This window comes from Mesorhizobium sp. W016, assembly GCF_054719485.1.
In genome coordinates this window covers 2,931,415-2,944,215 of record NZ_JBTTIF010000002.1, presented here as the reverse complement: position 1 = coordinate 2,944,215, position 12,801 = coordinate 2,931,415, and the positions used below count along the sequence as shown (strand labels likewise).

General features: G+C 62.5%; 14 protein-coding genes and 1 pseudogene. 6 read left to right on the top strand and 9 right to left on the bottom strand.

Annotated elements, in window-relative coordinates:
* Nucleotides 1-11 precede the first annotated feature (11 nt).
* Nucleotides 12-1,250 (top strand): FAD-dependent monooxygenase, encoded by a 1,239-nt coding sequence (locus ACYG9V_RS14730; protein ID WP_352764080.1) that lies wholly within the window; start codon nt 12-14, stop codon nt 1,248-1,250.
* Nucleotides 1,251-1,473: 223 nt separating this feature from the next.
* Here the strand turns inward: ACYG9V_RS14730 and ACYG9V_RS14725 are convergent, their stop codons facing one another.
* The 6 genes from ACYG9V_RS14725 to ACYG9V_RS14700 all read right to left on the bottom strand — a co-directional run bounded on the left by ACYG9V_RS14725 (nt 1,474) and on the right by ACYG9V_RS14700 (nt 6,852).
* Nucleotides 1,474-2,139 (bottom strand): TIGR02117 family protein, encoded by a 666-nt coding sequence (locus tag ACYG9V_RS14725; RefSeq protein ID WP_352497266.1) that lies wholly within the window; start codon nt 2,137-2,139, stop codon nt 1,474-1,476.
* Between the two features lie 103 nt (nt 2,140-2,242).
* Nucleotides 2,243-3,046, bottom strand: a complete 804-nt coding sequence (locus ACYG9V_RS14720; RefSeq protein ID WP_023671483.1) for an amino acid ABC transporter ATP-binding protein — start codon at nt 3,044-3,046, stop codon at nt 2,243-2,245.
* Nucleotides 3,047-3,130: 84 nt separating this feature from the next.
* Nucleotides 3,131-4,288: an amino acid ABC transporter permease gene (locus tag ACYG9V_RS14715; RefSeq protein ID WP_023684325.1), complete on the bottom strand. Its 1,158-nt coding sequence runs from the start codon at nt 4,286-4,288 to the stop codon at nt 3,131-3,133.
* 4 nt (nt 4,289-4,292) lie between these two features.
* Nucleotides 4,293-5,480, bottom strand: coding sequence for an amino acid ABC transporter permease (locus ACYG9V_RS14710; protein ID WP_352764078.1), 1,188 nt, complete (start codon nt 5,478-5,480; stop codon nt 4,293-4,295).
* A gap of 62 nt (nt 5,481-5,542) precedes the next feature.
* Nucleotides 5,543-6,571 carry an amino acid ABC transporter substrate-binding protein gene (locus tag ACYG9V_RS14705; protein WP_023684327.1) on the bottom strand — a complete coding sequence of 343 codons (1,029 nt, stop codon included), beginning with the start codon at nt 6,569-6,571 and terminating at the stop codon, nt 5,543-5,545.
* Between the two features lie 89 nt (nt 6,572-6,660).
* On the bottom strand, nt 6,661-6,852 hold the full coding sequence (locus tag ACYG9V_RS14700; protein WP_023684328.1) for a hypothetical protein: 192 nt from the start codon (nt 6,850-6,852) through the stop codon (nt 6,661-6,663).
* A gap of 178 nt (nt 6,853-7,030) precedes the next feature.
* Between ACYG9V_RS14700 and ACYG9V_RS14695 the strand changes: the two genes are divergently transcribed.
* The 3 genes from ACYG9V_RS14695 to ACYG9V_RS14685 all read left to right on the top strand — a co-directional run bounded on the left by ACYG9V_RS14695 (nt 7,031) and on the right by ACYG9V_RS14685 (nt 10,286).
* Nucleotides 7,031-8,200 (top strand): cystathionine beta-lyase, encoded by a 1,170-nt coding sequence (locus tag ACYG9V_RS14695; RefSeq protein WP_352764075.1) that lies wholly within the window; start codon nt 7,031-7,033, stop codon nt 8,198-8,200.
* Between the two features lie 225 nt (nt 8,201-8,425).
* Nucleotides 8,426-9,514 (top strand): HPP family protein, encoded by a 1,089-nt coding sequence (locus tag ACYG9V_RS14690; RefSeq protein ID WP_352764074.1) that lies wholly within the window; start codon nt 8,426-8,428, stop codon nt 9,512-9,514.
* Nucleotides 9,515-9,617: 103 nt separating this feature from the next.
* Complete coding sequence (locus ACYG9V_RS14685; RefSeq protein WP_023804983.1) at nt 9,618-10,286, top strand: RNA polymerase sigma factor; 669 nt, start codon at nt 9,618-9,620, stop codon at nt 10,284-10,286.
* Here ACYG9V_RS14685 and ACYG9V_RS14680 read toward each other — a convergent pair whose 3' ends face one another.
* Both ACYG9V_RS14680 and ACYG9V_RS14675 read right to left on the bottom strand, forming a co-directional pair.
* On the bottom strand, nt 10,287-10,517 hold the full coding sequence (locus ACYG9V_RS14680) for a hypothetical protein (protein ID WP_352764071.1): 231 nt from the start codon (nt 10,515-10,517) through the stop codon (nt 10,287-10,289).
* Between the two features lie 10 nt (nt 10,518-10,527).
* Nucleotides 10,528-11,088, bottom strand: a complete 561-nt coding sequence (locus tag ACYG9V_RS14675) for a DUF4142 domain-containing protein (protein WP_460221966.1) — start codon at nt 11,086-11,088, stop codon at nt 10,528-10,530.
* On the opposite strand from ACYG9V_RS14675, the pseudogene ACYG9V_RS14670 reads away from it, so the two are divergent.
* Nucleotides 10,985-11,248 (top strand): annotated as a pseudogene (locus ACYG9V_RS14670) (cupredoxin domain-containing protein); the annotation flags it as partial. The gene ACYG9V_RS14675 and the pseudogene ACYG9V_RS14670 sit on opposite strands and share 104 nt — an antisense overlap.
* 35 nt (nt 11,249-11,283) lie before the next feature.
* Here ACYG9V_RS14670 and ACYG9V_RS14665 read toward each other — a convergent pair.
* Complete coding sequence (locus ACYG9V_RS14665) at nt 11,284-12,108, bottom strand: crotonase/enoyl-CoA hydratase family protein (protein WP_352764068.1); 825 nt, start codon at nt 12,106-12,108, stop codon at nt 11,284-11,286.
* Between the two features lie 81 nt (nt 12,109-12,189).
* Between ACYG9V_RS14665 and ACYG9V_RS14660 the strand changes: the two genes are divergently transcribed.
* The gene (locus tag ACYG9V_RS14660; protein WP_352764066.1) at nt 12,190-12,780 is read left to right on the top strand and encodes a TetR/AcrR family transcriptional regulator; all 591 of its coding nucleotides are present in this window, start codon (nt 12,190-12,192) and stop codon (nt 12,778-12,780) included.
* Nucleotides 12,781-12,801: the final 21 nt, after the last annotated feature.

Here is a 12,801-nt window from a genome sequence, read left to right as displayed (position 1 = left end):
CGACAAGCCCGATGGAAGACATCAGGTCCCGGCAGGTCATAATCGCCGGGGCCGGCATCGCCGGGCTGACCGCTGCCCTTGCCTTCGCCGGACGGGGTTATCCGGTAAAGCTTATCGAACAGGCACAGCACCTCGAAGCGGCCGGCGCCGGCATCCAGCTTTCGCCCAACGCAACACGCATTCTTGGAAAACTCGGCGTGCTCGACCGACTGCTGCCCGCAGCGTTGCGGCCGGAAGCGGTCGTGCTCAAGGACGCCGGGACGCTGCGCGAACTGGCGCGGGTACCGCTCGGGCACGCCGCCGAAGCGCGCTGGCAGTCGCCCTATCTTGTCGCCCATCGCGCAGATCTGCAGGCAGCGCTGCTGGGGCAAATGGCTGAACGGTCGCAGATTGAGCTCATCACCGGCGCCCGCGTGACCGGCATCGTCAAAGACGCGCAATATGTCGCCGTGACCGCCGAAGTGGACGGCCGCGAGATCGAGGCACGCGGCAAACTGCTGGTCGGCGCCGACGGCGTCTGGTCGGCGGTCCGGGCGCAACTCGCAGGCGAGGACTTCGTCAAAAGCCGTTTTTCGGGCGAACTCGCCTGGCGAGTCACGATCGCGGCCGAGAGCGCCTCCGGCGAAGCCTTTGTCGCGATCGGCGCCGCCGACTGCGTCACCACGTTCCTGCATCCAGGCTTCCACATGGTCGCCTATCCCGTCAGCAAAGGCCGGGCCTTCAATCTCGCCGCCTTCACCAAGGGCGAGCGCATGGCCGAAGGTTGGTCGGGCCATGCCGATCCCGCGATCCTCACGGCTGCCCTGCGCGGCACCGCGCCGGGCCTGACGAAGCTTGTGGCACTGGCCGGCCCATGGACGGCCTTTCCGATCCACACCGTCGAACAACAGCGGTGGACGAGCCCGCAGGGCATCGCGCTGATCGGCGACGCTGCGCATGCGATGACGCCGTTTGCCGCACAGGGCGCGGCAATGGCGATCGAAGATGCCATCACGCTTGCCGACGCTATCGCCGATTTCCCTGGCGATCTGCCCAGAAGTTTTCAAATCTGGGAAAATCTTCGGCGGCCGCGTGTCGCCAAGGCCGCGCGTCGTGGGGCCGTAAACCGCCTCGCCTGGCATGCTGCCGGCCCGGTGGCGATCGCCCGCAATCTGTTCCTGGCCATGCGCTCGCCCGACAAGCTCGCCGCCGACCTCGACTGGCTCTATGGATGGCGAGCGGACGCTCGGCAGTCTAGATCGTCGACTTAGCGATCCTTCCCACCCCCCTCTGTCCTGCCGGACATCTCCCCCGCAAGGGGGGAGATTGGATGTCGCCGCCGCCTTCGCCAAAATCGCCGGCGTTGCAGCAGGAGCGCCGCGGGCAAAACGGCTGATCTCCCCCCTTGCGGGGGAGATGGCCGGCAGGCCAGAGGGGGGTGCTGTCCCGCTGGCTTCAAAAGATCCAACACTGTCGCGGTGCGATGAAGGACTGCTAGTTATAAAACCGCATCGACAAGCCCAGCGAGGCCGGCAGCGGGTTCCACCAGCCGGTGCGCAGGCCGGCGGTGCGCAGGCCGGCGGCTGTCCAGGTGTTACAGCCGACAAGCGCGTTGAAATGGCCGTTCGCCTCGAAGAAGCGGTCGAAGCTGGAATAGGCGGCGTTCTCGATGACGACCGGACCATGCGGCCCTTGCTGGAAACTCGCGTCGATATAGTCGAGCAGCGCTGCAAAACGTTCCTCATCGATGTCGAAACCGGTGACAGCAGGGTGCGGCTCGGCGATGGCCCCGGCGATATCGACATGCATGACCGAGGCGTCCAGTGTCAGCGCCTTGAGGACGGGCACTGTCTTCAGCTGCGACCAGCTCGGCGTCTCCAGATAGAAGGCCCGGCCGCCCCAGCCAAAGACGATGTAGCGCACTTCCGGGGCGTCGACAGGGATGCCGGCAGCGACCAGGAAATGGAAGCGCCGGCGCACCTCGTCATCGACGGGAATGGCGATGTCGGTGTGGATCGGATTCTCCAGCACCAGAATATGGCGCGTGCCCTCACCCGCCGCTGACGCCGGCCACAGCGGACGCGGCACCAGCGTGCCGAGCGTGGCAGCGAGCGCGACCACGATAATCAGCATGGCCACGAAACGCAGGGCTTTTCTCATGCGGCGGCGGCTTTGTGTTTCAATGGAGAAGATCAATCCCGACCCCAGATAGAAAGAGCCCGGCCGCATTACGGCCGGGCTCTTTTGCTTCGCATGAAAATGCTCAGTGCAGGATCTGCGACAGAAACAGCTTGGTGCGCTCGTGGCGCGGATGGTCGAAGAACTCGGCCGGCGTGTTCTGTTCGACGATCTGGCCCTGATCCATGAAGATCACCCGGTTGGCCACTTTGCGGGCAAAGCCCATTTCGTGGGTGACGCACAGCATGGTCATGCCTTCCTCGGCCAGGCCCACCATCGTCTCCAGCACTTCCTTGATCATTTCTGGATCGAGCGCCGAGGTCGGCTCATCGAACAGCATGATGCGCGGGTTCATGCACAGCGAACGCGCTATCGCCACGCGCTGCTGCTGGCCGCCCGACAGCTGGCCCGGATATTTGTTGGCCTGTTCGGGGATCTTGACGCGCTTGAGGAAGTGCATCGCGATTTCCTCGGCCTGCTTCTTCGGCGTCTTGCGCACCCAGATCGGCGCCAGCGTGCAGTTCTCCAGGATGGTCAGATGCGGGAACAGGTTGAAGTGCTGGAACACCATGCCGACCTCGCGGCGCACCTCGTCGATCTTCTTGAGATCGTTGGTGAGTTCCTTGCCGTCGACGATGATCTTGCCCTTCTGGTGCTCTTCCAGCCGGTTGATGCAGCGGATCATGGTCGACTTGCCCGAGCCCGAAGGACCGCAGATGACGATGCGCTCGCCGCGCATCACCTTGAGGTTGATGTCCTTCAGCACATGGAACTCGCCATACCATTTGTGCATGCCGATGATGTCGATTGCGACATCGGTGGTCGAGATGTGCATCTTCTTGGCATCGACCTTGATCTCTTCGGCGCTGACGGCGTTTTCTATGACCATGGCAGGTTCCCCTTTTTGTTCTGTCTTTTAGCTATGATGCATGTCGTTGTCCCAAAACCGCTAAACACTTTTGGGCGACATGCATCAACGTTTGTGGCCGGTGTCGAGCCGGCGTTCCGTATACATCGAATAGCGCGACATGCCGAAGCAGAACAGCCAGAAGACGAAGGCTGCGAAGATCAGGCCGGACTTGGTGGTCTGCGGCGTCGCCCAGTTGGGATCGGAGAAGTTCTGCTTGACGACACCGAGCAGGTCGAACATCGAGATGATGATAACCAGGCTTGTGTCTTTCAACATGCCGATGAAGGTGTTGACGATGCCGGGTATGACCAGCTTCAGCGCTTGCGGCAGCACGATAAGGTTCATCTTCTGCCAGTAACCGAGACCAAGCGAATCCGCACCCTCATACTGGCCCTTGGGGATCGCCTGCAGACCGCCGCGCACCACCTCCGCCATGTAGGCGGCGGCAAACAACGAGAAGCCGATCAGCGCCCTGAGGAACTTGTCGAAGGAAACGCCGGGGGGCAGGAACAGCGGCAGCATGACGCTGGCAAAGAACAGGACGGTGATCAGCGGGATGCCGCGAACGAATTCGATGAAGATAACGCACAGCATCTTGACTATCGGCATCTTCGAGCGCCGACCGAGCGCCAGCACGATGCCGAACGGCAGCGACACTGCAATGCCGACGAAGGCCAGGCTGAGCGTCACCAGCAGGCCGCCCCATAGCTGCGTCTCCACATGCGGCAGGCCGAACATGCCGCCGACCAGCAGCACGAAAGCGACGATCGGCAGCACCAGGAAAAGCAGGATCGCGTTCAGCCCCTTGCGCGGCACGCGCGGGATCAGCAGCGGCACCAGCAGCGCCACGAACAGTATGGCGACCAGGATCGGCCGCCAGCGCTCCTCAATAGGATAGCGGCCGAGCATGAATTGGCCGAACTTGGCGTTGACGAACGCCCAGCAAGCGCCGGACCAGCCATCCGGCTGAACGCCGCCTTGCGCCGCCGTGGCGCATACCGAGCGATCGGACCCTACCCACTGGGCGCTGATGAAGGCCCAGTTGATGATTGGCGGCAGGATCATCACCACCAGTGCGATGCCCAGTACGGTCAGGATGGTGTCGCCCACTGAACCGATCAGGTTCTTGCGGACCCAGGCGATGGGGCCCCGCACGCCGGCCGGCGCCTGTTGCGCCAGGGCCATTTCGGTCCGCACCCAGGCGGTATCGTGTTCCTGCATGGCCTTACCTCTCCACCAGCGCCATCCTGGCGTTGACCACATTCATGACCGCCGACGTCACCAGGCTGATGACGAGATAGACGACCATCATGATCAGCACGTTTTCGACCGCCTGCCCCGTCTGGTTGAGCACTGTGCCGGCGGTCGCCGTCAGATCCGGGTACGCAATAGCGATGGCCAGCGATGAGTTCTTGGTCAGGTTGAGATACTGGCTGGTCAGCGGCGGGATGACGATGCGCATGGCTTGCGGCACGACGACAAGCCGCAGGATCGATCCCGGCCGCAATCCCAGAGCACCAGCCGCTTCCGACTGGCCCTTCGAGACGCCGACAATGCCGGCACGCACGATCTCTGCAATAAAGGAGGCCGTGTAGCAGGACAGCGCCAGATAGAGCGAAAGGAATTCCGGCCCGATGTGGAAACCGCCGGCCAGGTTGAAGGTCGATTGCTTCGGAAAATCGAAGGTCAGGGGAAAGCCGCTCAGCGCATAGGCCAGAAGCGGCAGGCCGACGATCAGCGCCAGGGACGTCCAGAACACGGGAAACTGCTGACCGGTCGCCATCTGCCGCTGGCGCGCCGTGCGGGCGACGAACCATGCCATGGCGATGCCGACAAGCAAGGCGACAAAGATCAGCCAGGAGCCATCACCCCAGATGGCACGAGGAAGATAGAAGCCGCGCTGGTTGAGAAAAGAGCCGAATGGCAGGTTGATGCTTTCGCGCACCACGGGCAAGACCGCCAGCACGCCCGAATACCAGAAGAAGATCACCAGCAGCGGCGGGATGTTGCGGAAAATCTCGACATAGACCGTGCAGATCTTGCGGATCAGCCAGTTGTGCGACAAGCGGCCGATGCCGACGATGAAGCCGATGATGGTTGCGGTGATGATGCCGGCAACGGCGACGATGAGGGTGTTGATCAGCCCGACGACAATGGCTTTGCCATAGGTGTCGTCCGAGTTGTAAGGGATGGCACTGACTGAGATATCGAAGCCGGCACGGCTTTTCAGGTAGCCGAACCCGGAAGAAATGTGCAGGCGCTGCAGATTGTCGATGACGTTGTGGACAATCCACCAGACGCTCGCCACCAGCAAGACGACAACCACCGCCTGGAAGACAACTCCACGGACTTTTGGATCGTTGATGAAGGAACCGCGGCTCGGCTCCTCGCGTAGGACTTCCTGCGACGCCATTGCCCATCCCCTGCAAAGAGAAACCGGAAGGCAGACAATCTGCCTTCCGGATCGCATTTCGATCAGCGGATCGGTGGCGCGTATTGCAGGCCGCCCTTGGTCCACAGCGCATTGATGCCGCGCGCGATCTTCAGCGGGCTGCCGGTGCCGACATTGCGCTCGAACATCTCGCCGTAATTGCCGACTGCCTTGACGATGTTGACGACCCAGTCATTGCTAACGCCGAGATCGGTGCCGATCTTGGTTTCGGGTTCCTGGCCGAGCACGCGCTTGATCTCCGGGTTGTCCGAGGTCTTCATCTCGTCGACATTGGCCTGGGTGATGCCCAGTTCCTCTGCCTGCAGCAGCGCGAAATAGGTCCACTTGACAATGTGGTACCACTGGTCGTCCCCCTGGCGCACGGCCGGGCCGAGCGGTTCCTTGGAGATGATCTCGGGCAACACGACATGGTCTGCCGGCGCGCTGAGCGTCAGGCGGATGCCGTAGAGACCCGACTGGTCGGTGGTGTAGACATCGCAACGGCCCGCGTCATAGGCGGCGTTGACCTCTTCAAGCTTTTCGAAGACGACCGGGTTGTACTCCATCTTGTTCGCCTTGAAGTAGTCGGCGAGGTTGAGCTCGGTCGTGGTGCCGCTCTGCACGCAGACTGCCGCACCCGAAAGCTGCAGCGCCGAATTGACGCCCGGCAGCTTCTTGGCGTTGATCATGAAGCCCTGGCCGTCATAATAGGTGACGCCGACGAAGTTCAGGCCAAGTGCCGTATCCCGATTGATGGTCCAGGTGGTGTTGCGCGACAGGATGTCGACTTCGCCCGACTGCAGCGCGGTGAAGCGCTCCTTGGCGCTGAGCGGCGTGAACTTGACCTTGGTGCCGTCGCCGAAGACGGCGGCCGCGACCGCGCGGCAGAAATCCACATCGATGCCTTTCCATTCACCCTTGTCGTCAGGCGCAGCGAAGCCGGCAAGACCTGTGTTGGTACCGCACTGGATGAAGCCTTTCGCCTTGACGTCGTCGAGCGTGCTCGCCGACGCGGCCGAAGCCATCCATCCAAGCGCAGCGGCGCCGAGAATGCCAATTGCAATGTGTTTCATAACCCACAGACCCTTTTCTGTTTTCAGGTAAACCCTGATCCTCAGGCAAATCCTGATCTTTTCCCGCGTGAACCCGGCTCCCATCCGGCTCATTCCCGGAACCCCGCGTCGTAACCGACGCCCGGCCCCTCCCATTCACGAACTGCATCGAAGGCGATTATCTCTGTGAGGTCAAGGGAAATGACCGTTTCACGACAGCTTTGAAAACCAATTGCCGCAAATGCCTGAATTGCAGACAACAGCATCAGGAAAGCAGCAAGCCCCGCAAATAAAACCGGCAAAGTCCGTCGACGCTAATCCACATCCACTCATGAAATCCGCGGCTCTGGATCGCCACGCATTCCAGACTATTCATGGGGGAATTGGCCTATGCAAAGGGCACCGCCTGGCGGGCGCCCGCTGTTGCACAGCCAATGCCGCCGCTCTATGGCTAGCGCTTTCACCACAAGGCGAAGAGCAATGGCGACTGACGGCAACGAAATGGGTATCAACACGCGGCTTGCCCATTCGGGCAACAATCCGCACGACTATTTCGGCTTCGTCAATCCGCCGATCGTGCATGCCTCGACCGTGCTCTATCCCAATGCGTCGGCGATGGCGGCGCGAAGCCAGAAATACACCTATGGCACACGCGGCACGCCGACCACCGATGCGTTGGCGCATGCGATCGACGCGCTGGAAGGCTCCGCCGGCACCATAATCGTGCCGTCGGGCCTGGCGGCGGTGACCGTCCCGTTGCTGGCGTTTCTCTCGGCAGGCGATCACATCCTGATTGTCGATTCCGTCTACCATCCGACCCGCAATTTCGCCGACACGATGCTGAAGCGGCTGGGTGTCGAGGTCGAGTATTACGATCCGCATGCCGGCGCCGGCATCGCCAGCTTGATCAAGCCGAACACCAAAGTCGTGTTTACGGAATCACCGGCCTCCAACACCTTCGAGGTGCAGGACGTTCCGGCAATCGCCAAGGCGGCGCATGAAACGGGCGCCATCATCATGATGGACAACACCTGGGCAACGCCGCTCTATTTCCGTCCGCTCGACCACGGCGTCGATATCTCGATCCATGCGGCGACGAAATATCCGGCCGGCCATTCGGACGTGCTGCTGGGCACAGTGTCGGCCAATGCCAACTGCTGGAAGCAGCTTTGCGAGACGTTCTACACGATGGGCTGCTGCGCCGGCCCCGACGACGTCTACCAAGTCCTGCGCGGCCTGCGCACGATGGGCGTTCGGCTGGATCACCATCAAAAGAGCGCGCTTGCCATTGCCGTCTGGCTTGAAGGCCAGCCCGGCGTGGCCCGCGTGCTCCACCCGGCGCTCCCCAGCCACCCCGACCACGCGGTGTGGAAGCGTGATTTTTCCGGCTCGAGCGGCATCTTTTCCATCGTGCTCAAAGGCGGCGGCCAGAGACAGCAGCACGCTTTCCTCGATGCGTTGAAAATCTTCGGTCTCGGCTATTCCTGGGGCGGCTATGAGAGCCTTGCCGTGCCGGTCTTCCTCGGCGACCGTACCGTCGCCAAGGGCCCCTATGACGGCCCGCTGATCCGGCTGCAGATCGGGCTCGAGGATGTCGAGGACCTCAAGGCCGATATCCTGCGCGGGCTGGAAGCGGCCGCTGCGGCATGACACCAGCAAACTTGCGAAGCTGATTCCGCTGGTCCGCCCAATCCGTTGAAAGGATTGGCGAGCGACTTTCGCAGGCGATCGACGTCGCAAAGCCGCTCATCGGTCAACCAAGCGCAATGTTATTTCCCCAACGCGCGCTTTTTCGGATCGGTTTGACTTTCAAAATCGTCGGTCCAACGCCATTGCAGGCGCTGCGCGCACAATTCCAGCCGGACTGAGCTTGCCATGGCCTTTCGTCTCTTTGTCCCCATTCTCGCCGGCGCGACGCTGCGCGAGCGCCTCATCGCCTGCATCGGGGCGATGATCGGCATTGCGCTGACCGGCGCGATCGGCGCGCTGGTGCTTGGCAATGGCCCGCATGTGCCGCTGCTGGTGGCGCCGATGGGGGCATCTGCAGTGCTGTTGTTTGCGGTGCCTGCAAGTCCGCTGGCGCAGCCATGGTCGGTCATCGGCGGCAATACAATATCGGCGCTGGTCGGCGTGATCGTGGCCCATTTCGTCCATCAGCCCGTTCTCGCCACGGGCATTGCCGTGGCGATGGCGATCGCCGCCATGTCGTTCTCGCGCTGCCTGCATCCGCCGGGCGGAGCCGCCGCACTGACCGCCGTGCTCGGCGGGCCGGCCGTGATCGGTGCCGGCTTCCTGTTTCCGTTCGTGCCGGTGGCGCTGAACTCCATGATGCTGGTCGCGCTCGGCTATGCTTTCCACAGGCTGTCGCGACGCAGCTACCCGCATGTGCCGGCCCCTGCCCCGAAAAGCACGCACGGAACCATCGATCCGCCGGCTCAGGAGCGCATCGGCTTCCGGGCCGAGGACATCGATGCCGCGCTGGCTGCGCTCGACGAGACCTTCGACATCGACCGCAACGATCTCGAACAGCTGCTGCGACAGGTCGAACTGCAAGCGACGATGCGCGCACACCGAACCATGTTGTGCGAGGACATCATGTCGCGCGACGTGATTTCGGTCGATGAACACGCGTCCGCCGATCGGGCGCGTCATCTGCTGCTCGACCACAATATCCGCACGCTGCCGGTTGTAGACAAGGACGCCAGGCTGGTCGGCACCGTTGGATTGAGGGAATTGGCGCGAGCCGACGAAGCCGTCGGAAGCGTTACGTCGACAGCGTCGACCGCCGCCGCCGGTACGCCCGCCATGGCCCTGCTACCGGTGCTCACCGACGGCCGCACCCATGCAGTCATCATCGTGGACGGGGACAGCCGCATCCTTGGCCTGATCACGCAGACCGATCTGCTTGCGGCAACGGCGCGAGCGCAGGCTACTGACAAGCCGCTGGCGGAAGCAGTATTCTAGGCGCCGTCGGAGCCGGGCGAAAATGGCCGGGAACCTTTTGCCGGCGATGTAATCCAATGTCTTGATCGAGGTTTCGGACGGGGATTGGATCGAGGAACTGGCCATGCCTGCTATGTCTCTACCAATGCCCACTGCTGCTTCAAGCGAGATGCTTCTCGTGCGCCGCGCGCTGGCACGCGAAGGCAACGCCTTCCGCATCATCATGAAGACCCATAATCAGCGGCTCTATCGCATCGCTCGCGGGGTGGTGCGCAACGATGCTGAAGCCGAGGACATCGTCCAGGAGGCCTATGTCAGAGCCTTTGCCCATCTCGATGCCTTTCGCGGGGAGTCCTCATTGGCCACCTGGCTGTCGCGCATCGTCATCAACGAGGCGCTGGGCCGTCTGCGCAAAAGGCGGCGGACGGTGGCGAAAAACCCGCAAGCCGAAATCATCCAGTTCCCCCTCAATCCCAGCGACGATCCGGAGCGGACGATGGCGCAGCGGCAGATCCTCGAGTTGGTGGAACGGGCGACCGACAGCCTACCCGATGTTTATCGGACGGTGTTCGTGGCGCGGGTTATCGAGGGGCTCAGTATCGAGGAGACCGCCGAGCTGCTTGGCGTGCGGCCGGAAACCGTCAAGACAAGGCTACACCGCGCCCGCGCCCTGGTACGCAATGCACTCGACGACCAGATCGGGCCGGTGCTGCTCGACGCCTTCCCGTTTGCCGGCCGGCGCTGCGACAGGCTGACCAGCGCCGTCATGCAGCGGCTCGGCCTGGAGAGCTGATCATCGGCTGATTTGGCCGATTTCCTCGGGAACGTTTGCCGCCGCTGCGCATCCAATGACCGTCAACTGAAAAACATGGCCCGGCGCGATCCCGCGTCCGGGCGAAGGAGATGCCATGCTTACCCGACACAAAAAGATAAGTTTGTCGATGGTGACCTGGATGGTTTCGGCCTGCACGGGTGAGGTCCCGAAGACCAGCGCCAGTGCAATCCACAGCTGCCGTTTCGTCATAGCCTGGTCCTTACTTCAGCATACCTGCAACATGCTCGGCGTGCTGTTCATGGCCCTGGAAAATCTTCAGGCCGGTCTCCAGCAGGCTCTTCAACTCGGTATTACTGGCCGATGGGATCAAAAGGGTTTCAAGCGCGCCGTCGACCTGTTTGTGGTAGGCGATCTCGTTGTCGACATAGGCTTTGTCAAAGGCTGCGCCGTCGAGTTTGGCGAGCTTCGCCCGCTCCTCGGCCGCAGCCTTGGTCAGCGCCTGGCTGGTTGCGTTGTCTTGCGGCGTCACCTTCAGCTTCTTTACCAGTTCCAGTGCCTGCGCGTTGACCGCTTCGTGGTCGCGCACCATGTCGTTGGCGAAATCCACGACCTCCTTGGTCTTCGATTTCTTGATCGCCTGCTTGGCGGCTTCCACATCGATGACGCCTGCCGTGTAGGCGATGTGGGCGATCTGCGGGTCCGTCGGCTTGTAGGCGGCTTGTGCAAGCGGGGCGGCGCCAAGCAGCAGCAAGGCTGCGAGGGTGGCGGTGCCGGCCACCGTCGACGCGAAGGTCGGCGACACGATCAAGTGGGTGAACAAGGACGTGTTCGCACATACGGCTACCGTCAAGGGTGGCTGGGAAGTGATGATCCCGCCGAAGACAACAGCGAGCCTGACCCTGCGGAAGGCGGAAGCGGTCGAATATTTCTGCCGCTTCCACCCCAACATGAAAGGTCATGTGGCCGTGACGGCGCCTTGATCCAGGTCCGCAAGCCCGTCCTGCTGCGTTGAGGCTCACCTGGCTTCATCCGGCCGGGTGATGTGCGTCCACGAGCCGTCACAGCCCGGCTGGCGCCGTGCGATCCAGGCATCCAGCCCTTCGCGCAGATCAGCGGTCGGAGCCATGCGGGCGAACTGCTCAGCCTCGACAGCCAAGCCTTCCGCGATGCTCTGGCTCAGGCCGCGCGCCACTGCTGTGAGGATCGAGGCAATTGCTGCAGGAGAATGCCTGGTCATGCGCCGGGCGAGATCAATTGCGGCGGGCATCAGCTCCTCATGCGGCACCACCTGGTTGACGAGGCCGAGTTCGACGGCGCGCGGCGGCGGGAACCAATCGCCGGTCAACAGCAGCTCGAGCGCCCGCTTGCGCCCTGCCAGCCTCGGAAGCCGCTGCGTGCCGCCGAAAGCAGGCGGCATTGCAAGGTTGATCTCAGGCTTGGCGAACAAGGCGCGGTCGCTGGCGATAGCGAGCGGCACGGCTTCGGTGATCTCGCAGCCGCCGCCGAAGGCGATGCCGTTGACGGCGGCGATGACGGGCTTGCGGAATGCCTCCAGCCTTGCAGTCAGCCGCTGTCCGCGCATGACGAAGTCGCGCAGGGCAACGTCGACGCCGATGGCCACGCTGCCTGAGAATTCATGGATGTCGCCGCCGGCGGAGAAGGCGCGCTCTCCTGCTCCAGTAAGGATGACGGCGCGGATTGCATCGTCGGTCTCGGCGGCATCGAGGAGCGCAAGCAGGCGATCAATCAGCGCATAGTTCAAGGCGTTGAGCTTTTCCGGCCGATTAAGTGTGAGGATGGCGATCCCGTTGCGGGCCTCGGTGAGCACAAGCTCGGTCATGTCTTTTCCTTCCCTGTGTTTGTCGACGGAGAGGATCAGGCTTTCGGTTGTATGTATATTCACTAGTCGGTATACTTGCGTATGAGCGAAGCACCGAGCCCTACCCGCAAACTCATTGTCGATGCCGCAACGAAGCTGTTCTATGCCGAGGGGATCGGCCGCGTCAGCGTCGATGCAGTGGCGGAAAAAGCCGGGCTGACCAAGCGCACGCTCTACTATCATTTCAAGAGCAAGGACGATTTGATCGCGGCCTATCTCGACGGTCGCGACCAGCCGAACCTCAAGCAGATGGCCGGCTGGTTCGAGATGGCCGAAGGCGATGTCGAGCGCAAGGTCGAGGCGATTTTCACCAATCTGGCGCGCGTGGCGAAGCACCCGAAATGGAGAGGCTGCGGCTTCCTGCGCACGGCAGCCGAACTCGCTTCCATGCCCGGACACCCCGCCGTTAAAGCGGGGGCGCGGCATAAGCAGAATTTCGAGACATGGCTGGCCGGCGAACTCTCAGGCCACGGCGTCGACGAGCCGCAGACCCTGGCGCGCGAAATCGTGCTTTTGATGGACGGCGCGTTCTCGATCATGCTGATCCACCGCAACCCCGACTATATCGAGGCGGCCGGACATGCCGCTGCAACGCTGGTTCGGGCAAGGTTAGGATCGGCGACTATCCGCTAGAGCGTTTCACCGTCTAATGGA